The following is a 23,092-nucleotide window of genomic DNA, read 5'->3' as shown; positions in this document are numbered from 1 at the left end:
TTTTGTTACCGATTGCGCGACAAGCGCGCATTGCTACAAGAGGTTCTCGGCGGCATAATGTAGCCCCTTTTTTCTGCCCCTACATGTGGAAGGTTACCGTGACTCAGAAGCCCGACCAGTGTCTTGGTGAATGGATCGACCGTGAAGCACTCGCAGAAGCGATGATTCCGCTTATCGGTCAGCTCTACCGCAACAACAACGTGGTGAGCTCGATCTATGGCCGCAGCCTGATCAACCAGTCTGTCATCGCGATTCTCAAAGCTCACCGCTTTGCTCGCCACCGTTCTGCCGACGACAGCGAACTCTCCGTCCACGAAACATTCCCACTGCTCAAGGCCATGAGCGAGCTCAAGCTCGGCGCGGCCTCGGTAGATCTGGGCAAGCTGGCGTACAAATTCCGCAACGAAGGCAACGGTCGTACCGCCGAGCAGTTCGTTCGCGAAGAAATGGCTGACGTGGTTGGCCAGCAAAACGCTTCGGCACGCAAGGGCACCGACGTTGTTCTGTACGGCTTCGGTCGTATTGGCCGTCTGCTGGCGCGTATCCTGATCGAGAAAACCGGTGGCGGCGACGGCCTGCGTCTGCGTGCCATCGTGGTGCGCAAGGGCGCCGAAAACGACCTGACCAAACGCGCCAGCCTGCTGCGTCGCGATTCGGTACATGGTTCGTTCAACGGCACCATCACCATCGATGAAGAAAACAACACCATCACCGCCAACGGCAACCTGATCCAGGTTATCTACGCGAAGAACCCTACCGAAGTGGATTACACCCAGTACGGCATCAAAGATGCGCTGCTGGTGGATAACACCGGTGTATGGCGTGACGCCGATGGTCTGGGTCAGCACCTGGCGTGCCCGGGTATCGATCGCGTTGTTCTGACCGCGCCTGGCAAAGGCAAGCTGAAGAACATCGTTCACGGTATCAACCACAACGAAATCACTGCTGACGACAAGATCGTGTCCGCCGCTTCCTGCACCACCAACGCCATCGTGCCGGTGCTGAAAGCCGTGAATGACAAGTTCGGCATCATCAACGGTCACGTCGAAACCGTTCACTCGTACACCAACGACCAGAACCTGATCGACAACTTCCACAAGGGCGATCGCCGTGGCCGTAGCGCCGCGCTGAACATGGTGATCACCGAGACCGGTGCTGCCACCGCTGCTGCCAAGGCCCTGCCTGAGCTGGCCGGCAAGCTGACCGGTAACGCGATCCGTGTTCCGACGCCGAACGTGTCGATGGCCATTCTCAACCTGAACCTTGAGAAAGCCGCCTCCCGTGAAGAGATGAACGAGTACCTGCGCTACATGGCGCTGCACTCCGATCTGCACAAGCAGATCGACTTCGTCAATTCGCAGGAAGTGGTTTCGACCGACTTCGTGGGCTCGCGTCACGCCGGTGTGGTCGACGCTGAAGCGACCATCGTTCAGGACAACCGCGTTGTTCTGTACGTCTGGTACGACAACGAGTTCGGCTACAGCTGCCAGGTGATCCGCGTGATGGAAGACATGGCCGGTGTAAACCCGCCAGCGTTCCCGCGCTAAGCTTTAGCTGCAAATGAAAACGCCCCGACTTAAGTCGGGGCGTTTTTGTTTGTGCGCGATTTGTCTCAGCGGGGGATGGCGGCTTGTGCCGTTCGCAGTTCGTGCTTGTTGCCACGGAAGAGCACCAGCGTAGCGATCAGGCCCAATACGGCTGCGCCACTGAGCCAGATCCCCGGTGCCGCCTTGTTGTCCAGCACATGGATCAGGTAAGTGCAGGCCGCCGGCGTAAAGCCACCGAAGGTTGCGGTCGCCAGGCTGTAGGCCAGCGAGAAACCGGTCGTACGAACTTCCACCGGCATGATCTCGGTGAGGGCAACCACCATCGCCCCGTTGTACGAGCCGTACAGGAACGACAGCCACAACTCGACGATCAGCAAGTGACTGAAGCTCGGGTTCGCCGCCAGCCACGACAACGCCGGATAAGCGGTCAGGATCGCCAGAATCGTCGCCGCCAGCAGTAGGGGTTTACGTCCAACCTTGTCGGACACCGCGCCCATCACCGGCAGCCAGAAGAAGTTCGACAGGCCGATGCACACGGTCACTAGAAGCGCATCGAAGTCCGACAGGTGCAGTTCCGCCTTGCCGAACGTCGGTGTGTAGGCAGTGATCAGGTAGAACGACACAGTCGTCATGACCACCAGCGCCATGCCGGCGATGACGATGCCAAAGTTCTGACCGATCGAGCGGACGATTTCCTGCAGGGTAGGGCGATGTTTGCGCGCCTGGAACTCCGGAGTTTCCTCCAGCGAGCGGCGGATGACGAAGATCACCGGGACGATCATGCAGCCGATCAGGAACGGCACGCGCCAGCCCCATTCGCCCATCTGTTCCGGGCTCAGCCAGTGGTTGAGGCCGACACCGAGCAGCCCGGCGAATACCACCGCCGCTTGCTGGCTGGCTGACTGCCAACTGACGAAAAAGCCCTTGCGGCCGGGCGTGGCGATTTCCGCCAGATACACCGACACACCGCCCAATTCCACGCCGGCCGAGAAGCCTTGCAGCAATCGGCCGAACAGCACGATCAACGGCGCGGCAACCCCAAGGGTGGCGTAGCCCGGCACGCAGGCAATCAGCACGGTGCCGGCCGCCATCAGGGCCAACGTGATGATCAGGCCCTGGCGGCGGCCGTGACGGTCGATGTAGGCGCCGAGAAAAATCGCCCCCAACGGACGCATCAGGAAGCCGGCGCCGAAAGTGGCCAGGGAAAGCATCAGGGACGCGAAGGCGCTGTCGGTGGGAAAGAAGGTCTTGGCAATGGCCGTGGCGTAGAAGCCGTAGACCATGAAGTCGAACATCTCGAGAAAGTTGCCGCTGACAACGCGAAAAATCGCCTTGCCTTTGCCGGTCGTGGAGGACATGGGTAGGTACTCACTCTAAATCTTGTAAGAAAGCGTTGCGCTCGTAGCCCATAATGGCCGGCGCGGTTTTGCGGGGAGATGAAGAATTGTTAACTGGACGGTGGGGGATTCTCGTGCTGCTGACCGGCTTTTTGTCCGGCTGCGGCAACGGCGATTCTCTGGAGACTTTCGGCGGCCCGACGATGGGCAGCACCTATTCGATCAAGTACGTGCGCCACGCCCATCTGCCTGCCCCGCAGGAGGTGCGTGTCGAAGTGGAAAAAATCCTCGCGGACGTCGACCGGCAGATGTCGACTTACCGCGCAGACTCCGACATCTCGCGCTTCAATGCATTGCCGGCTGATCGCTGTCAGATCATGCCCGCACCGATCCTTGAATTGATCCGCGTGGGCGAGCAGCTGTCGCAACAAAGCGAAGGCTCCTACGATCTCACGGTTGAGCCGCTGATGAATCTATGGGGATTCGGCCCGCAAGGGCGTGAAGAAAAAGTCCCGGATACGTCGGCGCTGGCCGAAGTGCGCCAGCGAGTCGGTCATCAACACCTGTACATCGACGGCGACCGGTTGTGCAAGGATGCGGCGGTCGAGGTGGATTTCAACAGCATCGCCGCCGGTTACGCGGTCGACACCATTGCTGCGCGGCTTGAGGCCCTGGGCATTCATGATTACCTTGCCGAAGCCACCGGCGAGCTAAAGGCATCCGGCAAGAAACTCGATGGTTCGCCATGGCGTATCGCTCTGGAAGAGCCGCGTGACGATCAGCAAGTGGCAGAGCGCGTCATTAATGTCGATGGCTACGGCCTGTCCACGTCCGGCGACTACCGCAACTATTTTCAGCAGGGTGGCCGGCGCTATTCCCACACCTTCGATGCCCGGACCGGTGCGCCCGTCCTACACGATCTGGCGTCGGTCACGGTAATTCATCCTTCAGCGCTGATGGCCGATGGACTATCGACGCTGTTGCTGATTCTCGGGCCTGAAAGGGCCTGGGACTATGCCGAAAAACACGACATTGGTGCATTCTTTGTGATTCGTGCCGATACAGGTTTCGTCACACGCACCAGTCACGCTTTCGAACGGCTCAGTGGCGCAAAAGTTGACTGAGAACAGTACGAAAGCTGGCGTTGTAGTGCAGGCAAAAGTAGCCTACGACGCGACCAAGGGTTAATGTGCGCGGCGTTGACGCTTCTATAGACTGTGTCCGGGTTTTCTACTGGCCCCCAATTGTTCCTTCGCGCCGTCGTTCGGCGTGATTTAGCCGCCGGTGCTGCTGGCACCGCGGCCTGTTCTGAGGAGTACGCATGGCTGTCTACAACTACGACGTGGTGGTGCTGGGTTCCGGCCCGGCGGGAGAAGGCGCGGCAATGAACGCCGCCAAAGCAGGGCGCAAGGTGGCGATGGTCGACAGCCGTCGCCAGGTCGGCGGCAACTGCACCCACCTGGGCACCATCCCGTCCAAGGCCCTGCGTCACTCTGTTCGGCAGATCATGCAGTTCAACACCAACCCGATGTTCCGTGCGATCGGCGAGCCGCGCTGGTTCTCCTTCCCGGACGTGTTGAAAAGCGCCGAGAAAGTCATCTCCAAACAAGTCGCTTCGCGTACCGGCTACTACGCCCGTAACCGCGTCGACGTGTTCTTCGGTACCGGCAGCTTCGCCGACGAGCAAACCATCGAAGTGGTCTGCGCCAACGGCGTGGTCGAGAAACTGGTGGCCAAGCACATCATCATCGCCACCGGTTCGCGTCCTTATCGCCCGGCGGACATCGATTTCCACCACCCGCGTATCTACGATAGCGACACCATCCTCAGCCTCGGCCACACCCCGCGCAAACTGATCGTTTACGGCGCCGGCGTGATCGGCTGTGAATACGCTTCGATCTTCAGCGGTCTGGGTGTGCTGGTCGAACTGGTGGACAACCGCGGTCAGCTGCTGAGCTTCCTCGACTCGGAAATCTCCCAGGCGTTGAGCTACCACTTCAGCAACAACAACATCACCGTGCGTCACAACGAAGAGTATGACCGCGTCGAAGGCGTGGACAACGGCGTGATCCTGCACCTGAAGTCCGGCAAGAAGATCAAGGCCGACGCCTTGCTCTGGTGCAACGGCCGTACCGGTAACACCGACCAGCTGGGTCTGGAAAACATCGGGGTCAAGGTCAACAGCCGTGGTCAGATCGAAGTCGACGAGAACTACCGCACCTGCGTGCAGAACATCTATGGCGCCGGTGACGTGATCGGCTGGCCGAGTCTGGCCAGTGCCGCCCACGACCAGGGCCGTTCGGCCGCCGGCAGCATCGTCGACAATGGCAGCTGGCGTTTCGTGAATGACGTGCCGACCGGCATCTACACCATTCCGGAAATCAGCTCGATCGGCAAGAACGAGCAGGAGCTGACCCAGGCCAAAGTGCCGTACGAAGTGGGCAAGGCGTTCTTCAAGAGCATGGCGCGTGCACAGATCGCCGGCGAGCCGCAAGGCATGCTGAAGATCCTGTTCCACCGTGAAACCCTGGAAGTGCTGGGCGTTCACTGCTTCGGTTATCAGGCGTCGGAGATCGTGCACATCGGTCAGGCGATCATGAACCAGCCGGGCGAACTGAATACCCTGAAGTACTTCGTCAACACGACGTTCAACTACCCGACCATGGCCGAAGCCTATCGGGTAGCGGCGTACGACGGCCTCAATCGGCTTTTTTGACGGGCTCCGGCCGGTGGCCTGAGCCGGCCGGGGAGACCGATTTCAGCAATTCCCGAGGGTGGCAGTGGCCAAACCGGGAAAGTCTGTAATCAGGCTGTCAACGCCGAAGTCGGCGAGTCTGCGCATCAGCGCAGGCTCGTTGACGGTCCACACCGACACATGCAGCCCCTGACGCTGCGCCTTTTGCAGGCGTTCCGGCGTACACAGCGTCCAGTTCAACGCCAGAATCTCGCAACCGTAACTTTGCGCGACCTTCAATGGGTCGAGCCAGGCATATTCGGCCACCAGGCCGCGTGACACGTCGGGCACCAGATCCAGCGCAGCCTTCAATACTTCCCGCGAACTCGAGGTGATTGTCACCTTGTCGAGCAGCCCGTGTCTGACCGCCATTTCACGGATCGCCAGCACGGTGGTCGCGGCGCGGGTGCGCGAAGCGCTTTTGACTTCCAGCTGCCAGTGCTCGAAATCGCACTTTTCGAACAGTTCTTCCAGCGTCGGGATAGGGCAGGGCTTGATCCAGCCCGGGCCGCCCTTGCGCGCGTCGTAGGTCACAAGATCGGCGGCGGTGTGCTCGACCACCTTGCCGCGCCTGTCGGTGGTGCGCTTGAGGGTCGGGTCGTGGATGACCATCAGCTCGCCGTCCTTGGACAGGTGCAGGTCCAGCTCGCAGCGGCGCACGCCGTGCTTGAGACATTCCTGAAAACTGCTCAGGGTGTTTTCCGGTGCTTCGCCCTTGGCGCCGCGGTGGCCGTAGATAAGGGTCACGGTTCTTCCTTAATTTAGATGCCTGATTCGTTCTGTTCGCGGGCCAGACGTCGTTCCTGGGCCTGCTTCTGCAAGATATAGCGGGCGAGCAACTGGCGCTGGGCGTCGGTCAGGTGTTCGAACTCGGTGCCGACGTCGTAGCCGTCGCCCTTGCGGTCGCAATGGGTGACGCGGGCGCGCAGCAACAGGCCAAGCGCCTGGGGCATCAGCACCAGTTTCACCGACAGGTGGGCGCCGGTGGCGATCGGGGTCGGGTGCTGGAAGTCGATGCCGCCCTCGGAAATGATCACCGGTTGCGGCTCGCCGATATGGCCGAGCACGGTCAGGGCGACCACCTGGCTGAGCAGGTCGATGCGTTTGTTCTGGGATTTCAGGAACGCCGCGATGGCGCGGTCGCGTTCGCTGATCTGGCGCAGCAGGTGCTGCGACTCGAATTCGCTCAGGTGCAATTCGCTGAGCAGGTTGAACAGTGGAGAAGCATCCTGCAACACTTCCTGGCCTGCGGCTTCGGGAGCGGACAGGGGCCGAATTTCCAGTGCGATCGTGTCCTCGATACGGTAGTATTCGCGGCGATCTTCTTCATCTAATGTCGACATGGCGAACCCATGGTAGCGGCGGTGGTCTGAGTGTAAAGCTGGTTATCGACCCCCGCCACAAGGACGTTCCTTTTCCCTCCGAACAAGCCCCGACATGTTCAGACCTCTCTTCGTATTTATCGGCACGCGTTATACCCGTGCAAAGCGTCGCAATCATTTTGTGTCATTCATTTCCCTGACTTCGATGATCGGGCTCGCCCTTGGCGTGGTCGTGATGATCGTGGTGCTGTCGGTGATGAACGGCTTCGATCATGAGATGCGCACCCGCGTGCTGGGCATGGTGCCCCACGCGACCATCGAGTCCGGTGAAGCCATCAACGACTGGCCGAGCCTTGCCGCCAAGGTCAAGCAGAACCCGCAGGTGGCGGCCGTCGCGCCGTTCACCCAGATGCAGGGGTTGCTGACCAACAACGGCCAGGTGTCCAAGGTGTTGCTCAATGCCATCGACCCGGCGCTGGAGCGCAACGTCTCGATCATCGACAACTTCATGAAGCAGGGCAAACTCGACGATCTGACGCCGGGCAGCTTCGGCATCGTGATCGGCGACAAGGCCGCGACCAAGCTCGGCGTGGGCCTCGGTGACAAGATCACCTTCGTCGCGCCGGAGGTCAGCGTGACCCCGGCCGGGATGTTCCCGCGCATGAAGCGCTTCACCGTGGTCGGCATCTTCCATGTCGGCGCCGGTGAGCTGGACGGCTACCTGGGCGTCACCAACCTGCAGGATCTGGCGAAGATGCACCGCTGGAAGCCTGATCAGGTACAGGGCCTGCGCCTGAAGTTCGACGATCTGTTCCAGGCGCCGCGTGAGGCGTGGAACATCGCCCAACGCCTCGGCGAAGACCGTTACTACGCCCGCGACTGGACCCGTACCCACGGCAATCTGTATCAGGCGATCCGCATGGAAAAAGCCATGATTGGCCTGCTGTTGCTGCTGATCGTCGCCGTAGCCGCGTTCAACATCATTTCCACGCTGGTGATGGTGGTGAACGACAAGAAGGGCGACATCGCCATTCTGCGCACACTGGGCGCCACACCGGGCACGATCATGCGCACGTTCATGGTGCAGGGCACGGTGATCGGCGTGGTCGGCACGGCCATCGGCGCCGTGGTCGGGATCTTCGCCGCGCTCAACGTCAGCGCCGCGATTTCGGCCCTCGAAGGCGTGATCGGACACAAATTCCTCAACGCCGACGTGTATTTCATCGATTACCTGCCGTCGCAGGTGCAGAGCCAGGACGTGGTCATGGTCTGCGCCGCTGCGTTGGTCCTGAGTTTCCTCGCCACCCTGTATCCAGCCTGGCGTGCCGCGCGCACCCAGCCGGCGGAGGCGCTACGTTATGAGTGAGTCGGGCATGAGTGAAAAAGCAATCTTGAGCTGCCGCAACCTGGGCAAATCCTACGAGGAAGGCCCGGAGTCGGTGGAAGTGCTGGCCAACCTGCAACTGGAGCTGCATCCGGGTGAGCGGGTGGCGATCGTCGGCAAGTCCGGTTCGGGCAAAAGTACCTTGCTCAACCTGCTGGGCGGTCTCGACACGCCGACCAAGGGCGGAGTCTGGCTCGACGGTGAAGAACTGTCGGCGCTGAGCGAGAAGAAGCGTGGCCTGCTGCGTAACCGCGCCCTCGGGTTCGTGTACCAGTTCCACCACCTGCTGCCGGAATTCACCGCGCTGGAAAACGTCTGCATGCCGCTGCTGATCGGCAAGACCGCTATCCCGGAAGCGCGTCAGCGTGCGACGGCGTTGCTGGAGCGGGTCGGTCTGGGCCATCGCCTGGAACACAAACCGGCGGAACTGTCCGGTGGCGAACGCCAGCGTGTGGCCATCGCCCGTGCGCTGGTGAACAATCCAGGGCTGGTGATGCTCGACGAGCCGACCGGCAACCTCGACTCCCATACCGCCGAAGGCATTCAGGATCTGATGCTGGAACTCAGCACTTCGATGCGCACGGCGTTTCTGGTGGTGACTCACGACATGAACCTGGCTCGCCAGATGGACCGCGTCCTGCAGCTGCAGGAAGGTTGCCTGACCCCCATCTGACGGCTTGAAACCCGGTGCCTGAAAAGGCATCGGGTCTTTTATTTTTATACGGTGCCCCAGCGAATGTTCAGACCGTTATCGATCTTTATCGGCACGCGCTATACCCGCGCCAAGCGCCGCAATCGCTTTGTTTCATTCATTTCGATGACCTCGATGATCGGTCTCGCCCTCGGCGTGCTGGCGATGATCGTGGTGCTGTCGGTGATGAACGGCTTCCAGCGTGAAATGAGCTCGCGCATCCTCGGCATGGTGCCCCACGCGACCATCGTTGGCGTCAAGCCGATCGACGACTGGCAGCCAGTGGCCGCCGCCGCGATGAAGAACCCGGAAGTGACGGCCGCCGTGCCGTTCACCGAGATGGAAGGCATGCTGTCCTACAAGGGCATGATGCAGCCGATCCAGATCAGCGGCGTCGATCCGGCCCAGGAAGGCAAGGTGTCGATCGTTGCCCAGCACATTGTTCAGGGCCGTCTCGATGCCTTGAAGCCGGGTGAATTCGGCGTAGTGCTGGGTGAAATCACTGCCCGGCGTTTCCGCCTCAACGTCGGCGACAAGATTACCCTGATCGTGCCGGAAGTCAGCACCGCACCGGGCGGCATCACCCCGCGCATGCAGCGTCTGAACGTGGTCGGCGTGTTCAAGGTCGGTGCCGAACTCGACGGTTCCATGGGCCTGATCCACGTCTCCGACGCCGCGACCATGCAGCACTGGGAGCCGAATCAGGTGCAGAGCGTGCGTCTGGCGGTGAAGGATCTGTACGCCGCGCCGAAGGTTTCGTCGGACATCGCCAGCGGCCTCGGCGCCGACTTCAAGGCTGACGACTGGACCCACACCCAGGGCAGCCTGTTCAGCGCGATGAAGATGGAAAAAACCATGATCGGCTTGTTGCTGTTGATGATCGTCGCGGTGGCGGCGTTCAACATCATCGCGACCCTGATCATGGTGGTGAACGACAAGGGCGCGGACATCGCGATCCTGCGCACTATCGGCGCCACGCCACGACAGATCATGGCGATCTTCATGGTGCAGGGCACGGTGATCGGGATCGTCGGCACCATCATCGGCGGCGTGCTGGGCGTGATTGCCGCGCTGAATGTCAGTGAGATGGTGGGCTGGGTCGAGCGAGTGACCGGGCAGCACATCTTCAGTTCGGACGTGTACTTCGTCAGCAACCTGCCATCGGAATTGCAGGGCGGCGACGTGCTGTTGATCTGCTCGGCGGGCTTCATCCTCAGCTTCCTGGCCACCGTTTACCCGGCCTGGCGAGCGGCGAAGATCGAACCGGCGCACGCGTTGCGCTATTCGTAAGTTCACGCGATGCTCGTTCCCACGCTCCGCGTGGGAATGCATCAACGGACGCTCCGCGTTCGGCTCTTAAGGGGCGCAGAGCGCCCCGGGCTGCATTCCCACGCAGAGCGTGGGAACGATCAGCTTCGAGGCAACTCAATCACAAACCGCGTCCAGCCCTGAGCCGATTCGCAATGAATCTGCCCGCCATGGGCCCGGATGATCGACTGAGTAATCGCCAGCCCCAATCCCGCATGCTCGCTGCTGCCTTCCTGGCGCGCCGGATCCGCCCGGTAGAAGCGGTCGAACAAGCGCGGCAGCAACTCAGCAGAAATCCCTTCGCCACTGTTCTCCACGGTCACCCTCAAGGACTTTGCCTGCTCGGTTACCCGCACGCGCAGCTCGCCATTAGCAGGGGTAAAGCGCAACGCGTTATCCAGCAGGTTCGACAGCGCCCGGCGCAACATCGCGCGATCACCCGCAAACCGCCCATAACCGTCACGGCTCAGGCTGACCTGAGCGTCTTCGGCCAGCGGCGCAAAAAACTCCAGCAACGCATCGGCTTCTTCCGCCAGCTCCAGCGGTTCACGCTTGGGCACCAGCAAGCCGTGGTCGGCCTTGGCCAGATAAAGCATGTCGTTGACCAGTTGCGCCATCCATTGCAGCTCTTCCAGGTTGCTGTGCAGCGCTTCGCGATAGTCTTCGAGGGGGCGAGGGCGGGTGAGAGTGACCTGCGTGTGGGTCAGCAGGTTCGACAATGGGGTGCGCAGCTCATGGGCGATGTCGGCGGAGAACGCTGACAGTCGCTGAAAGGAGTCATCGAGGCGTCCGAGCATGGCGTTGAAGCTGTGGGCCAGTTCCGCGAGTTCTGCGGGCATCCGGGATTCCGGCAATCGGGCATTCAGCGATTGCGCCGAAATCCCACGGGCCACCGCACTCATGCGGCGTAACGGGCGAAGACCGCTGCGGGCCGCCCAGGCGCCGAGCAGCGCAGTAGCCAGCGCCGACAGGCCGACGGTCAGCCAGATCAGATGCTGCATGCGTTGCAGAAAGTGCTGGTGGTGGGTGATGTCCAGCAGCAAGGTCAATTGCGGGGAATCCGGTTTTTCCGGTTCAAGCGCGGCGTTGAGCAGGCGATAGTCGGTGCCGTTGTCGCTGATGGTGGCCAGACCGGGTTGCTGCGGCAGATTCGCCGGCGTATGCAACGAACGGCCGAACCAGCGTTGTCCCTCAGGGCTGCTGATGCGCAGCGAGACATCGCCCTGTTGGCTCAACTCATCGGTGATGTGCGCGGCGTCGCTACCACTCAGCAGTGTCTGACGTACGCTGAGCAGTTTTCCTTCGAGCAGTTGCTGGTCGAGCTCGATGAAGTGACCCTCGCTGGCCCGATTGAAAACGACCCCGGCGACCAGCGAAACCACGGCGGTGCAGCCGGCGAACAAAAGCGCCAGCCGACCGCTCAAGGACAGTCGGCGCATCAGTCGGCACGCTCTTCAAGGACGTAACCCATGCCGCGTACGGTGTGAATCAGCTTGTGGGGGTAGTCGTCATCAATCTTCAGACGCAGTCGACGAATCGCCACTTCGATCACATTGGTGTCGCTGTCGAAGTTCATGTCCCAGACCTGCGAGGCGATCAGCGATTTGGGCAGCACTTCGCCCTGGCGGCGCAAAAGCATTTCCAGCAGAGCGAACTCTTTGGCGGTGAGGTCGATGCGTTGACCGCTGCGTTCGACCCGGCGGCGGATCAGGTCCAGGCTCAGATCGGCCAGGCGCAGACTGGTTTCCTGGGGCGTGGAACTGCCGCGGCGCAACAGGCTGCGCACCCGCGCCAGCAATTCGGAGAAGGCGAACGGTTTGACCAGGTAGTCGTCGGCGCCCAGTTCGAGGCCGTGAACCCGGTCTTCAACGGTGTCCTTGGCGGTCAAAAACAGGATCGGCGTTTCCAGACCGGCGCTGCGCACCGCTTGCAGAATCTGCCAGCCATTGCGACCGGGCAGCATCACGTCGAGGATCAGCAGCGCATAGTCGCCGCTCAACGCCAATTGCTGGCCGGTGGTGCCGTCGGCCACCAGTTCGGTGTTGAAACCGGCCTCGGTCAGGCCCTGGCGCAGGTACTGGCCGGTTTTGGGTTGGTCTTCGACGATGAGCAGTTTCATGGGCGACTCGGGTTGCGGGAACGAGGACGTTATACCGTGGGCTCACGCGGTGCGCGCCAACCTGACAAAGTTGTAATCTCCCTGTCAGGTCGCTGCCAGCGCAGGCGGGCTAGAGTTTCCCACAGGCTGAACCTTGATTTGTTGGAGTACGACTATGTATTTGCGCAATCGTCTGGCCCTTGCCGCGTGTCTGCTGGCGCTCAGTTCGCCGCTGTGGGCATCGCCGGCGCACACCTATGACTTCGGCCAGCCGGCTCCGGCGGCCAAGGCCACCCGCAGCATCGAAGTGGTGATGGGCGACATGAGCTTTGATCCGAAGGCGATCGAGATCAAGGCCGGTGAGACCGTTCGTTTCGTGCTGGTGAATAAAGGCCAGTTGCTGCACGAATTCAACCTCGGCGACGCGGCGATGCATGCAAAACATCAGCAGGAAATGTTACAGATGCAGCAAAGCGGCATGCTCACGCCGACCGGCATGAAGGAAATGTCCCACGACATGGCGGGCATGGATCACAGCTCGATGGGCCACGGCATGAAGCATGACGACCCCAACAGCGTGCTGGTGGAGCCGGGCAAGACCGCCGAGTTGACCTGGACCTTCAGCAAAGCGGTAAACCTGGAATTTGCCTGCAACATTCCCGGGCATTACCAGGCCGGAATGGTCGGCAAACTGACAGTCAGTCAGTAAGCACTCAAAGGCGGGAGCAAAGGCTGGTAGAATCCGCTGATTCTTCAGTCAGGTTTCCGCCATGCATCCCGCAGCCGAACATTCGCCGCTGGGCAAATCCAGCGAATACATCGCCACGTACACGCCGTCCCTGCTGTTCCCGATCCCGCGCACCGCGAAATGGGCCGAGCTGGGCCTGACCGCCGAAACCCTGCCGTATAAAGGCGTGGATTTCTGGAACTGCTTCGAACTGTCGTGGCTGCTGCCGTCGGGCAAACCGGTGGTGGCGATCGGTGAATTCAGCATTCCGGCGGATTCGCCGAACATCATTGAATCCAAGTCGTTCAAGCTCTACCTGAACTCGCTGAACCAGACGCCTTTCGCCGACATCGCGAGCCTTGAAGCGACGCTGGTCAAGGACTTGTCCGCTGCTGCCGGCAAACCGGTGGGCGTGCGGGTTCGCAGCCTGAAAGACGTCGAAGCCGAAGGCGTTGTCGCGCTGCCGGGCGTGTGCATCGACGATCTGGATATCAGCGTCAGCAACTACGAACACCCGCGTCCTGAACTGCTGCGCTGCGACGATTCGCGGGTGGTGGAGGAGAGCGTGCACAGCCATCTGCTCAAATCCAACTGCCCGGTGACCAGTCAGCCCGACTGGGGCAGCGTGGTGGTGGAATACCGTGGCGCGGCGCTGGATCACGCCAGCCTGCTGGAGTACATCGTCAGCTTCCGTCAGCACTCGGACTTCCACGAGCAGTGCGTGGAGCGGATCTTCCTCGACCTGCAGCGCCTTTTGAAACCGGAAAAACTCACGGTGTTCGCGCGTTATGTGCGCCGGGGCGGGCTGGACATCAACCCTTATCGCAGCACTGAAAGCGTGCAACTGCCGAACCATCGTCTGGTTCGTCAGTAACCCGCATCGCGGACATGAAAAAGCCCTGCCAGTGATGGCAGGGCTTTTTTGCATTCGCGGGTTTCAGATGCCCATGCTGACCAGGGAATTCATGATGTTGCGCAGTGTGCCGGCGATGGTGGGGTGATCAACTTCAAAGCGCTCAACGGCAAGGTTTACGCCATCGGCAATGTTGGAGTCCTTGGTTTTGGTTTCCAGTTCAAGTTCCAGTTCGATCTGTTCCATCAGGGCATGTAGATCAGCGCGCTCGGCTTCGGTCAGCGGAGGATTTTGATCCAGTTGCTCGCGCAGGGCATTGAGCTGTTTCTGCAGTTCTTGAGCGGGCATGGTTGTTTCCTTTTATCGAGAGGCACTGGCATAGACCGCAGCCGTGCGCCAAAGGTCTATGTCTCTCCTTAAGACTAATCCACTCTTGGCCAACCTGCATGATCCCGGTCAGGGCTTTTCGCCTTTGAGACGGCGCAGGCTGATGTCCGCCAGACAAGTGTCGAGTTCGCCCAGATGATCGATCACCGAGTGCACGCCGAGGCCGAACAGCTGCACCGTCGCCTTGCCGCGCAGCTGTTCGCGCTCCTTCTGGCTCAGGGCTTGCCATTCGCCCGGCGCCAGGCCGCACAGCGAGCCGCACGACGCCAGGCCAATGGTCCAAAGCCCCGCGTTCAGACCCGATTGCAGCAGGCGCGGTTCGCCGCTGACCAGCACGCAACCGTCGAGGCGATCGACATTCAAGCCCATCAACGCTTGCCAGCAGGCATCGGGCGCCGGCCACGGATTGATTGTTGCCGAATGTTGCGACGGTTTGATCCAGTCAGGTAGCGCCGATGAGAGTACCTGAGTGCAGGCCGTGGACAGCTCATCAAGCCAGGCGCAGGGGATTTGCTGGCGTTGCAGGCTGCGCAGGCTGTCGAGGGCGCCGGGTGTGACGTCGGCGTGTTCCGGGCCGACGCTGGTGTGATGACGAGCGCGAGCGCCGAAGTCCACCAGACAACCACTGAGTCCGAACAGCACGGCGGTCAGCGTCGGTGCCGTGAGGGGCAAGGCTTCGGCTTGAGGCATGGAAAACGTCCCTGAAATAGCGATCAGGCTAGGCAATGTCGGTGACAGTTGCATGACAGGCCAATGACGAAGCGTCCTACAGTGGGTTTCACCGGGGGAACTGCCTAAAACGCCGTTTCCGTCTTATACTGACGCACTAATCGCCGCGGCCCAGGTGCTGCGTCCGTACTATCCAAGGAGTTTTCTATGCGCTGGAGCCATCCTCTTGCTCAGCTTTGTGTATGTGCCAGCGTGATGCTGGTGCCGTTCGCCGCGCAGGCCGCAACGGAAGAAGACCCTTGGGAAAGCGTCAACCGTCCGATCTTCCAGTTCAACGATTTCGTCGACACCTATGCGCTGAAGCCTCTGGCGCAGGGGTACGAATTTGTTACTCCGCAATTCCTGGAAGACGGCATCCACAACATGTTCCGCAACGTCGGTGATGTCACCAACCTGGCGAACAACATTCTTCAGGCCAAACCGGCCGCCGCTGGCGTCGACACCGCTCGCCTGATCTTCAACACCACTTTCGGCCTGCTCGGTTTCTTCGATGTCGGCACCAAAATGGGCCTGAACCGCAGCGACGAAGACTTCGGCCAGACCCTCGGCTATTGGGGCGTCGGCAGCGGCCCTTACGTGATGCTGCCGCTGATGGGCCCGAGCACCCTGCGCGACGCGCCGTCCAAGTACGTCGACAGCTTCACCGGCCCGTACCGCTACATCAACGATGTACCGGTACGTAACTCGATTTTCGGCCTGAACATCGTCGACACCCGCGCCAGCCTGCTGTCGAGCGAGAAGCTGATCAGCGGCGACAAGTACACCTTCATCCGCAACGCCTACCTGCAGAACCGCGAGTTCAAGGTCAAGGACGGGCAGGTCGAAGACGATTTCTGATCTCGATTGATCGGTACAAAAGGGCGACCGCGAGGTCGCCTTTTTTGTGGGCGCGTCCAATGATTGGGTTACGGTTGAAGCCGTTCTTATAACTGCGAGTGATTTGACAAACAAAGTCTCCAAGCGACCATCGGCGCATGCTTGAAACGCTCGAAGGATGGGAGTACCGTCTGCGCCTTAGAAGGGCACCTCTGGTGCAACCGTGTGCGGGACGAACGCTCCGAAGCGGTGCAGCAGAGAGGCTAGAAAGCGAATCCAGTAGTCTGTGCCGGGCCGTTGCCCCGCCTGCTACGCCAACCTAATTCTGGCGCCGTTTGCCCACATGCCAAAAACCAGTGCCACGCTGCTGATAATCGATGATGACGAAGTAGTGCGCGCGAGCCTCGCGGCCTATTTGGAAGACAGTGGTTTCAGCGTCTTGCAGGCCAGTAACGGCCAGCAGGGTCTTCAGGTATTCGAGCAAGACACGCCCGACTTGGTCATCTGCGATCTGCGCATGCCGCAGATGGGCGGTCTCGAACTCATCCGTCAGGTCACTGAGCGGTCACCGCAGACTCCGGTGATCGTTGTCTCGGGCGCCGGCGTGATGAACGACGCGGTCGAGGCCCTGCGCCTGGGCGCGGCGGACTACCTGATCAAGCCTCTCGAAGATCTGGCCGTGCTCGAGCACTCCGTGCGCCGGGCCCTGGATCGTGCGCGTCTGCTGCTGGAAAACCAGCGCTACCGCGAGAAACTGGAAAAGGCCAACCGCGAACTCGAAGCCAGCCTGAACCTGCTCCAGGAAGACCAGAACGCCGGTCGCCAGGTGCAGATGAACATGCTGCCGGAAAGTCCATGGGCCATCGACGAATTCAGGTTTGCGCACCAGATCATCCCGTCGCTGTACCTGTCGGGTGATTTTGTCGACTACTTCCGGGTCGACGAGCGCCGGGTAGCGTTCTATCTGGCGGATGTATCGGGTCATGGCGCCTCTTCGGCGTTCGTCACCGTGCTGCTGAAGTTCATGACTACGCGCCTGCTGTTCGAATCCAAGCGCAACGGCACGCTGCCGGAATTCAAGCCTTCGGAAGTCCTCGGTCATATCAACCGGGGGCTGATCAGTTGTAAGCTGGGTAAACACGTCACAATGGTCGGTGGAGTCATCGACGAGGAGACCGGTTTGTTGACCTATAGCATCGGCGGCCATCTGCCGTTGCCTGTGTTGTACACGCCTGACAGTGTTCGCTACCTCGAGGGGCGCGGTCTGCCCGTGGGGCTTTTCAATGAAGCCACCTACGAAGACCACGTGCTCGAACTGCCACCGACGTTCAGCCTGACGCTGATGTCTGATGGCATTCTGGATCTTTTGCCAGAGCCCACACTCAAAGAGAAAGAAGCCGCTTTACCGCAAAAGGTAAAGTCGGCGGGCGGCAGCCTGGATGGTCTGCGGCAGGTTTTTGGATTGGCCACGCTAGGGGAGATGCCGGATGATATCGCCCTGTTGGTGTTGAGCAGGAATCTTTGATGAGTACCGGTAGAATCCAGTTCGCCGAGCAGGACGGCACCTTCGTCCTGAAGTTCGTCGGTGAAGTTCGCCTGACCCTGTGTTCGGCGTTGGATGCGACTATTGAAAAAATCTTCACCGCGCTGAATTTCAACGCGATCGTGATCGATTTGACCGAAACCCGCAGCATCGACAGCACCACCTTGGGCCTGTTGGCCAAGCTGTCGATCCTGTCGCGGCAGAAGGTCGGCCTGCTGCCGACCGTGGTCACCACCCACGAGGACATTACCCGTCTGTTGCAGTCGATGGGTTTCGAGCAGGTGTTCAATATCGTCAACCATCCCGTGCCGTGCCCGGAATGCCTCGATGACCTGCCGGATCAGGATCAGTCGGAAGAGGTGGTGCGGATCAAGGTGCTCGAAGCGCACAAGATCCTCATGGGCCTGAACGACTCCAACCGCGAAGCCTTCCATGACCTGGTGAATGCCCTCGAACGGCACTGATCAGCCAGAACGCGAGGCACAAAAAAGGGCGAACCTGTGAGGGTTCGCCCTTTTTGCGTCTGTGCTCGGCCGATTACAGCTTGGCTTGCAGCAGCGCCTCGAGTTTTTCCTGGTCGCGGGCAAACTGACGGATGCCTTCGGCCAGTTTCTCGGTGGCCATCGCGTCTTCGTTGGACAACCAGCGGAATTGCGATTCGTTGAGGCTCAGGCGCGCTTCGCCGGCATGGCCCGGAGCGAGTTTGCGTTCCAGCTTACCGGTGTCGGCTGCCAGCTTGTCGATCAGGTCCGGGCTGATGGTCAGACGGTCGCAGCCGGCCAGTTGCTCGATCTGATTGAGGTTGCGGAAGCTCGCGCCCATGACCACGGTCTTGTAGTCATTGGCCTTGTAGTAATTGTAGATGCGCGTCACGGACTGCACGCCCGGATCGTCGGCACCGGTGTAGTCGTTGCCGTTGGCCTTCTTGTACCAGTCGTAGATGCGGCCCACGAACGGCGAGATCAGGAACACGCCGGCATCGGCGCAGGCAGCGGCCTGAGCGAAGGAGAACAGCAGGGTCAGGTTGGTCTGGATGCCTTCCTTCTCCAGGACTTCGGCGGCACGGATGCCTTCCCAGGTCGAGGCGATCTTGATCAGCACGCGGTCACGGCCGACGCCGGCCTTGTCGTACAGTTCGATCAGGCGATGGGCACGCTTGAGCATCGCGTCCTTGTCGAACGACAGGCGCGCATCCACTTCGGTGGAAATGCGGCCCGGAATGACCTTGAGGATTTCCTGACCGACTGCGACGCCGAAACGGTCGCTGGCCAGGCCGACATCGCCCTTGCAGTCGCGCACGCTGGCGTTCAGCAGTTCGGCGTAGGCCGGAATCGCGGCTGCCTTGAGCAGCAGGGAAGGGTTGGTGGTGGCGTCGACCGGTTTGACCCGGGCAATCGCTTCGAAGTCGCCGGTGTCGGCCACGACGGTGGTGAACTGTTTGAGTTGTTCCAGCTTGGAAGTCATGAGCGTGCTCTGTCCTATGGGTCTGGTGACATTACCCGAGCGCCGACAGCCACTCAAGGGCATGTCGGCGTATCGAGCGCCCCGGTGGCAACAACCTGAAAACGGCTGTTTGAAAGGCGGGGCGCGTTATCGATCAATACGATGCCAAAAAGAACCACAGGTTCAAAGCAACCGACCCGCTGTACGGCTTAATCGGCGTTCAAATGCGTCGAGACCGCCGCCTGTGCCGGTTTCGGCTGGCCATCGGAGGTCAGCAGGCCGAAATTCTTCTCCCGGTCGTTGCTCCCCGACTCGCTGTTCTTCCATTCATAAATCGACGTCAGCGGAATGTTGAGTTTTTTAACATCCGCGATGAACGCAGAGATTTTACTGGCTTGCCCTTCCGGCCCACCGTTTGAAGCGAGCGCCGAGATGCCCCATTCACTGATGACGCCCGGCAGACGGAAGTTTTGCTGAATGAAGTTCTGCGCGTTACTGATCTGTGTCGCGGTCATGCCGTAGGGGTGGTAGGAAATGGCGTCCAGGCACTCAGGATAGGTGCCGAGAATGCTGTTGAGTGCCACGGTCGAGGCGGAACCGGCCGTCGGCGGGCGGGCAAAACCGAAGCCTACCAGAGGCGTCGATTGCGGTTTGCCCTGCAGCGTCTTGCACATGGCCGTCATGAACGGCACGAAGGTGTTTTTGAAGTCTCCGGTGGGCCAGTAGGTGTCGAGATCCGGCTCGTTCCAGATTTCGATCCCCACCAGTTGTGTGCTCCATGCTTGCTCAAGCCCGCTCACCGCGTTGGCGAACGCTTCACCGGCGGTTGTCAGGTCGCCGGTCAACGGCTTGGTGGCGCGCACAGTCATCAAGACCGGCAAGCCGGCGGACCTCGCCGCCGCGAACGCATCGCTGATCTGTTTCTGATAGGCCTTGGCGCCGAGGCTGTCGCTCCACACGCCGAAGCGCACGAAACTGAATCCCGCCGCCTTGATCTGCTCGGCGTCGGCCGGGGTGAAGTTCTGGATCTTGACCTGAACGCCGATGGTTCTGGCGGGCAGTGACGGGAACAACGTGCTGGCGTGAACCTGCGCGGTAGCACTGAGCATCAACAGGGCGGCGGCACCAAGATGTTTGAGATGTGCTGATTTCATGTCTGCTCTCCTGATGAGAATGACATCTAGCCAATTGTTATCTCGTTGCCTGTATTTCGATGACGAAGAGGGCGCGAAGTGCACGAATGTTATTTTTTGTCGGAAAACTTTCGCCTGAAAATCACAGTTATTTTTAGTCCGGTAATTCTGGTTGGGGGACTTTTAGAGGCCGTGGTACTTAATGCATCGGTATTAAGGGTGAATCTATTTCCGAGTGAAGGAAGGTCTTGCGGGTTCATTCGAATGTGCAAGGCATGTTGGCCGATTGACATTACACGGGAAAGTAAACCTTGTTCAAAAAGATTCTTGTCGTTTGCGTAGGCAATATCTGCCGAAGTCCGACAGCGGAACTTCTGTTGCGCAATGCACTGACACCCTCGGCGATCAGCGTGACCTCCGCAGGCCTGTCTGCACGGGTCGGCGAAGGCATGGAGTCGACCGCGCGCCGAGTGCTGGAAGACCGTGGGCACAGTGCCGAAGGGTTCACGGCGCGGCAACTGACAGCGGACATCGTCAATGAATCAGACCTGATTCTGGTCATGGAAAAACAACATGTTAATCAAGTACTGAAGATTGCCTCTCACGCCAGGGGCAAAGTGTTTCTGCTGGGCAAGTGGCAGAGCGAACGAGAAATACAGGACCCGTATCGTCAGGGGCAAGCCGCTTTTATTCATGCCCATGCATTGATTGAAGATGCTGTTAGCTCATGGGCGCAACGCCTGGCGCGTTGATGAATATTCTTCAGTTCAGTGAATGGTAAGAAAGACTTATGCAGTTACCGTCAGTAATCGGCACCCGTGAAAATGATCAAGACAGTATTGATCTTCTCGGCATCTTCGGCAGCCTGATCGATCAGAAGTGGTTGATCGGTGCGTTCACCGGCGCGTTCATGATGACCGGTGTGGCCTATGCGATTTTGGCCACGCCGGTGTATCTGGCCAACGCGCTGGTGCAGGTCGAACCGAAAAAGAACGACATGCTCGGTTTTTCCGACCTCAACAGCATGCTCGGCGGGCAATCGCCGTCGGTGACCGAAATCGGCATCATCAAATCCCGCGCAGTGATCGGCAAGACGGTCGACGATCTGCGCCTGGATATCGACGTCACCCCCAACACCTTTCCACTGATCGGCGGCTTTCTCTCCCGGCGCTATCGCGGTGAGACCGAACTCAGCGTCGCGCCGCCGCGTTTCGGCCTGAGCAGCTACGCCTGGGGCGGTGAGCGTCTGGAGTTTGCGAAGCTCAATCTGCCCAAGGAACTGCTGGGCAAGAAACTCACCCTGATTGCCGGCGAACAACATCGCTTTCAGCTGTTGGACGACAACGACAACCTGTTGGTAGAAGGCGTGGCGGGCGAAGCCTTCGCCCAGGACGGCGTAGAAGGGCAGGTCGCGCAACTGTTGGCCAACCCCGGGACACGTTTCGAAGTGGTGCGCTACCCGCGCATCGTGACCATCCAGGGTTATCAGGACGCGCTGGACATCTCCGAGCAAGGCAAGGAGTCGGGCATCATCCGCCTGGCCCTGGCCAGCAGCGACGCCGCCGAAGCGGTGAAGATCCTCAACAAGATCGCTTCGCTGTACGTCGATCAGAACGTGCGCCGCACTTCGGCCGAAGCGGCGCAGAGCCTGGCCTTCCTGCAAAGCCAGTTGCCGCAGGTCAAACGCGATCTGGCCAAGGCCAGCGATGCGCTCAACGCCTACCAGACCCACGGCAAGACCGTGAACATCTCGCTGGAAACCCAATCGGTGCTCGGCCAGTCCGTGGCGCTCGAAACGCGGATTTCCGAGCTGAAACTGCAACAGGCGGAGATGGATCGCAAGTTCACCAAACAGCACCCGGCCTACCGCGCGCTGATGACCCAGATCGGTGAATTGACCCAGCAGCAGCGTTCGCTGGAAGGCAAGGTGCAGGACCTGCCGGCCACGCAGCAGGAACTGCTCAACCTGACCCGCGATGTCGAAGTCGCTTCGCAGATCTACACCCAGTTGCTCAACAAATCCCAGGAGCTGGACATCATTCGCGCCGGTGCCGTGGGTAACGTGCGCCTGGTGGATACGGCGGACGTCGACCTGACCAGCCCGGTCAAACCGAAAAAAGCCCTGATCGTGCTGATCGCCACCTTCCTCGGCGCCTTCGTCGGCGTGGCGCTGGTGCTGTTGCGTAAATCCCTGAGTAAGGGCCTGGAAGGGCCGGAAGCCATCGAGCAGCTTGGCTTGCCGGTCTACGCGTCGATTCCCTACAGCGCCCTGCAACAGGAAGAGGACAGCAGAAAAGTCCGGGCCAAAGTCGCGGCGGACACGCCGGCGTATCTGCTGGCCCTGCGCAACCCGACGGACCTGTCCATCGAATCGATCCGTAGCCTGCGCACCTGCCTGCACTTCGCCGCACTGGATTCGACCAACAACCGCATCATGATTTCCGGCCCGAGCCCGCAGGTCGGCAAGACCTTCGTCTCTTCCAACCTCGCGGCGGTCATGGCCCAGAGCGGGCAGCGCGTGGTGCTGATCGACGCCGACATGCGCAAGGGGCATCTGCACAAGACGCTGAACACGCCGATCACCAACGGCTTGTCGGATCTGCTGGTCAAGCGCTGCACCCTCGATCAGGCGATCAACAAGGTCGAGGTCGACAACCTGCACTTCATCAGCCGTGGCCAGGTTCCGCCCAACCCTTCCGAACTGTTGATGCACGCCAATTTCCGCGAACTGCTGGCGCAACTCAGCGAGCGCTATGACGTGGTGATCATCGACACGCCACCGCTGCTGGCCGTGACCGATGCGGCGATTGTCGGTCGCGAAGCCGGCATCAGCCTGATCGTCGCGCGGTTCGGGGTGAACCCGGCCAAGGAAATCGAAATGACGATCCGTCGTTTCGCCCAGAACGGTATCGAGTTGAAGGGCGCGGTGTTCAACGGCGTCGAGAAGCGTGCGGCCAGCTATTACGGCAACGGCAGCTATTACAACTACGAATACGCGTCCGACCAGTCCTGAAATTCAGCGACGGTCCTTACAGGCATG

Annotated in this window: 22 protein-coding genes; 13 read left to right on the top strand and 9 right to left on the bottom strand. The window is 60.3% G+C overall.

What is annotated here, in order from left to right:
- Positions 1-83 precede the first annotated feature (83 nt).
- A complete protein-coding gene (locus GQX66_RS12300) occupies positions 84-1,547 on the top strand; it encodes a glyceraldehyde-3-phosphate dehydrogenase (protein WP_085748347.1) in 1,464 nt (487 codons plus the stop codon).
- 65 nt (positions 1,548-1,612) lie between these two features.
- Here GQX66_RS12300 and GQX66_RS12295 read toward each other — a convergent pair whose 3' ends face one another.
- Positions 1,613-2,905 (bottom strand): MFS transporter, encoded by a 1,293-nt coding sequence (locus GQX66_RS12295; protein WP_240869429.1) that lies wholly within the window; start codon positions 2,903-2,905, stop codon positions 1,613-1,615.
- 53 nt (positions 2,906-2,958) lie between these two features.
- On the opposite strand from GQX66_RS12295, the gene GQX66_RS12290 reads away from it, so the two are divergent.
- On the top strand, positions 2,959-4,008 hold the full coding sequence (locus tag GQX66_RS12290) for an FAD:protein FMN transferase (RefSeq protein ID WP_240869425.1): 1,050 nt from the start codon (positions 2,959-2,961) through the stop codon (positions 4,006-4,008).
- 197 nt (positions 4,009-4,205) lie between these two features.
- Positions 4,206-5,600 carry a Si-specific NAD(P)(+) transhydrogenase gene (gene sthA / locus GQX66_RS12285; protein ID WP_007953019.1) on the top strand — a complete coding sequence of 465 codons (1,395 nt, stop codon included), beginning with the start codon at positions 4,206-4,208 and terminating at the stop codon, positions 5,598-5,600.
- Between the two features lie 42 nt (positions 5,601-5,642).
- Here sthA and GQX66_RS12280 read toward each other — a convergent pair whose 3' ends face one another.
- Positions 5,643-6,365, bottom strand: a complete 723-nt coding sequence (locus GQX66_RS12280) for a glycerophosphodiester phosphodiesterase (RefSeq protein WP_007953017.1) — start codon at positions 6,363-6,365, stop codon at positions 5,643-5,645.
- A gap of 14 nt (positions 6,366-6,379) precedes the next feature.
- A complete protein-coding gene (locus GQX66_RS12275; RefSeq protein WP_039772787.1) occupies positions 6,380-6,961 on the bottom strand; it encodes a PilZ domain-containing protein in 582 nt (193 codons plus the stop codon).
- 94 nt (positions 6,962-7,055) lie between these two features.
- Here GQX66_RS12275 and GQX66_RS12270 point away from each other — a divergent pair, with 94 nt between their 5' ends.
- The 3 genes from GQX66_RS12270 (at position 7,056) to GQX66_RS12260 (ending at position 10,305) form a co-directional block, all read left to right on the top strand.
- A complete protein-coding gene (locus GQX66_RS12270) occupies positions 7,056-8,306 on the top strand; it encodes a lipoprotein-releasing ABC transporter permease subunit (protein WP_039772786.1) in 1,251 nt (416 codons plus the stop codon).
- A 7-nt stretch (positions 8,307-8,313) separates the two neighbouring features.
- Entirely contained in the window at positions 8,314-8,997 is a 684-nt protein-coding gene (gene lolD, locus GQX66_RS12265; RefSeq protein ID WP_162831788.1) for a lipoprotein-releasing ABC transporter ATP-binding protein LolD, read from the top strand.
- Positions 8,998-9,060: 63 nt separating this feature from the next.
- Positions 9,061-10,305 carry a lipoprotein-releasing ABC transporter permease subunit gene (locus GQX66_RS12260; RefSeq protein ID WP_011335181.1) on the top strand — a complete coding sequence of 415 codons (1,245 nt, stop codon included), beginning with the start codon at positions 9,061-9,063 and terminating at the stop codon, positions 10,303-10,305.
- A 119-nt stretch (positions 10,306-10,424) separates the two neighbouring features.
- Here the strand turns inward: GQX66_RS12260 and GQX66_RS12255 are convergent, their stop codons facing one another.
- Both GQX66_RS12255 and GQX66_RS12250 read right to left on the bottom strand, forming a co-directional pair.
- On the bottom strand, positions 10,425-11,762 hold the full coding sequence (locus GQX66_RS12255) for a heavy metal sensor histidine kinase (RefSeq protein ID WP_134022743.1): 1,338 nt from the start codon (positions 11,760-11,762) through the stop codon (positions 10,425-10,427).
- A complete protein-coding gene (locus tag GQX66_RS12250; protein ID WP_240869423.1) occupies positions 11,762-12,442 on the bottom strand; it encodes a heavy metal response regulator transcription factor in 681 nt (226 codons plus the stop codon). Before GQX66_RS12250 ends, GQX66_RS12255 begins: the two co-directional genes overlap by 1 nt.
- Positions 12,443-12,596: 154 nt before the next feature.
- On the opposite strand from GQX66_RS12250, the gene GQX66_RS12245 reads away from it, so the two are divergent.
- Positions 12,597-13,130, top strand: a complete 534-nt coding sequence (locus tag GQX66_RS12245) for a cupredoxin family protein (RefSeq protein WP_240869420.1) — start codon at positions 12,597-12,599, stop codon at positions 13,128-13,130.
- 61 nt (positions 13,131-13,191) lie between these two features.
- Complete coding sequence (queF, locus tag GQX66_RS12240) at positions 13,192-14,022, top strand: NADPH-dependent 7-cyano-7-deazaguanine reductase QueF (RefSeq protein WP_085608218.1); 831 nt, start codon at positions 13,192-13,194, stop codon at positions 14,020-14,022.
- 63 nt (positions 14,023-14,085) lie between these two features.
- Here queF and GQX66_RS12235 read toward each other — a convergent pair whose 3' ends face one another.
- On the bottom strand, positions 14,086-14,349 hold the full coding sequence (locus GQX66_RS12235; protein ID WP_039772780.1) for a DUF4404 family protein: 264 nt from the start codon (positions 14,347-14,349) through the stop codon (positions 14,086-14,088).
- Between the two features lie 108 nt (positions 14,350-14,457).
- Positions 14,458-15,078 carry an HAD family phosphatase gene (locus GQX66_RS12230; RefSeq protein ID WP_240869418.1) on the bottom strand — a complete coding sequence of 207 codons (621 nt, stop codon included), beginning with the start codon at positions 15,076-15,078 and terminating at the stop codon, positions 14,458-14,460.
- Between the two features lie 186 nt (positions 15,079-15,264).
- Between GQX66_RS12230 and GQX66_RS12225 the strand changes: the two genes are divergently transcribed.
- The 3 genes from GQX66_RS12225 (at position 15,265) to rssC (ending at position 17,940) form a co-directional block, all read left to right on the top strand.
- On the top strand, positions 15,265-15,954 hold the full coding sequence (locus GQX66_RS12225) for a VacJ family lipoprotein (protein WP_011335174.1): 690 nt from the start codon (positions 15,265-15,267) through the stop codon (positions 15,952-15,954).
- Positions 15,955-16,276: 322 nt separating this feature from the next.
- Positions 16,277-17,458 carry a two-component system response regulator RssB gene (gene rssB / locus GQX66_RS12220; RefSeq protein WP_041475374.1) on the top strand — a complete coding sequence of 394 codons (1,182 nt, stop codon included), beginning with the start codon at positions 16,277-16,279 and terminating at the stop codon, positions 17,456-17,458.
- Complete coding sequence (rssC, locus tag GQX66_RS12215; protein ID WP_003226553.1) at positions 17,458-17,940, top strand: anti-sigma factor antagonist RssC; 483 nt, start codon at positions 17,458-17,460, stop codon at positions 17,938-17,940. Before rssB ends, rssC begins: the two co-directional genes overlap by 1 nt.
- A gap of 73 nt (positions 17,941-18,013) precedes the next feature.
- Here the strand turns inward: rssC and tal are convergent, their stop codons facing one another.
- Both tal and GQX66_RS12205 read right to left on the bottom strand, forming a co-directional pair.
- Complete coding sequence (tal, locus tag GQX66_RS12210; RefSeq protein WP_102688112.1) at positions 18,014-18,940, bottom strand: transaldolase; 927 nt, start codon at positions 18,938-18,940, stop codon at positions 18,014-18,016.
- Positions 18,941-19,128: 188 nt separating this feature from the next.
- Complete coding sequence (locus GQX66_RS12205; RefSeq protein ID WP_240869413.1) at positions 19,129-20,073, bottom strand: glycosyl hydrolase family 5; 945 nt, start codon at positions 20,071-20,073, stop codon at positions 19,129-19,131.
- A gap of 290 nt (positions 20,074-20,363) precedes the next feature.
- Between GQX66_RS12205 and GQX66_RS12200 the strand changes: the two genes are divergently transcribed.
- Together GQX66_RS12200 and GQX66_RS12195 are read left to right on the top strand one after the other, a co-directional pair.
- Positions 20,364-20,804, top strand: coding sequence for a low molecular weight protein-tyrosine-phosphatase (locus GQX66_RS12200; protein ID WP_129973237.1), 441 nt, complete (start codon positions 20,364-20,366; stop codon positions 20,802-20,804).
- A gap of 38 nt (positions 20,805-20,842) precedes the next feature.
- Positions 20,843-23,065, top strand: a complete 2,223-nt coding sequence (locus GQX66_RS12195) for a polysaccharide biosynthesis tyrosine autokinase (protein WP_240869412.1) — start codon at positions 20,843-20,845, stop codon at positions 23,063-23,065.
- Positions 23,066-23,092: the final 27 nt, after the last annotated feature.

Source organism: Pseudomonas sp. B707 (assembly GCF_022496685.1).
GTDB classification, from domain to species: Bacteria; Pseudomonadota; Gammaproteobacteria; order Pseudomonadales; family Pseudomonadaceae; genus Aquipseudomonas; species Aquipseudomonas paraglycinae.
This window is presented reverse-complemented; position numbering and strand designations above follow the sequence as displayed.

Coding starts and splice junctions, on each gene's coding strand:
- GQX66_RS12300 (WP_085748347.1), top strand. CDS start 84: ATGTGGAAGGTTACCGTGACTCAGAAGCCCGACCAGTGTCTTGGTGAA.
- GQX66_RS12295 (WP_240869429.1), bottom strand. CDS start 2,905: ATGTCCTCCACGACCGGCAAAGGCAAGGCGATTTTTCGCGTTGTCAGC.
- GQX66_RS12290 (WP_240869425.1), top strand. CDS start 2,959: ATGGCCGGCGCGGTTTTGCGGGGAGATGAAGAATTGTTAACTGGACGG.
- sthA (WP_007953019.1), top strand. CDS start 4,206: ATGGCTGTCTACAACTACGACGTGGTGGTGCTGGGTTCCGGCCCGGCG.
- GQX66_RS12275 (WP_039772787.1), bottom strand. CDS start 6,961: ATGTCGACATTAGATGAAGAAGATCGCCGCGAATACTACCGTATCGAG.
- GQX66_RS12270 (WP_039772786.1), top strand. CDS start 7,056: ATGTTCAGACCTCTCTTCGTATTTATCGGCACGCGTTATACCCGTGCA.
- lolD (WP_162831788.1), top strand. CDS start 8,314: ATGAGTGAAAAAGCAATCTTGAGCTGCCGCAACCTGGGCAAATCCTAC.
- GQX66_RS12260 (WP_011335181.1), top strand. CDS start 9,061: ATGTTCAGACCGTTATCGATCTTTATCGGCACGCGCTATACCCGCGCC.
- GQX66_RS12255 (WP_134022743.1), bottom strand. CDS start 11,762: ATGCGCCGACTGTCCTTGAGCGGTCGGCTGGCGCTTTTGTTCGCCGGC.
- GQX66_RS12250 (WP_240869423.1), bottom strand. CDS start 12,442: ATGAAACTGCTCATCGTCGAAGACCAACCCAAAACCGGCCAGTACCTG.
- GQX66_RS12245 (WP_240869420.1), top strand. CDS start 12,597: ATGTATTTGCGCAATCGTCTGGCCCTTGCCGCGTGTCTGCTGGCGCTC.
- queF (WP_085608218.1), top strand. CDS start 13,192: ATGCATCCCGCAGCCGAACATTCGCCGCTGGGCAAATCCAGCGAATAC.
- GQX66_RS12235 (WP_039772780.1), bottom strand. CDS start 14,349: ATGCCCGCTCAAGAACTGCAGAAACAGCTCAATGCCCTGCGCGAGCAA.
- GQX66_RS12230 (WP_240869418.1), bottom strand. CDS start 15,078: ATGCCTCAAGCCGAAGCCTTGCCCCTCACGGCACCGACGCTGACCGCC.
- GQX66_RS12225 (WP_011335174.1), top strand. CDS start 15,265: ATGCGCTGGAGCCATCCTCTTGCTCAGCTTTGTGTATGTGCCAGCGTG.
- rssB (WP_041475374.1), top strand. CDS start 16,277: ATGCCAAAAACCAGTGCCACGCTGCTGATAATCGATGATGACGAAGTA.
- rssC (WP_003226553.1), top strand. CDS start 17,458: ATGAGTACCGGTAGAATCCAGTTCGCCGAGCAGGACGGCACCTTCGTC.
- tal (WP_102688112.1), bottom strand. CDS start 18,940: ATGACTTCCAAGCTGGAACAACTCAAACAGTTCACCACCGTCGTGGCC.
- GQX66_RS12205 (WP_240869413.1), bottom strand. CDS start 20,073: ATGAAATCAGCACATCTCAAACATCTTGGTGCCGCCGCCCTGTTGATG.
- GQX66_RS12195 (WP_240869412.1), top strand. CDS start 20,843: ATGCAGTTACCGTCAGTAATCGGCACCCGTGAAAATGATCAAGACAGT.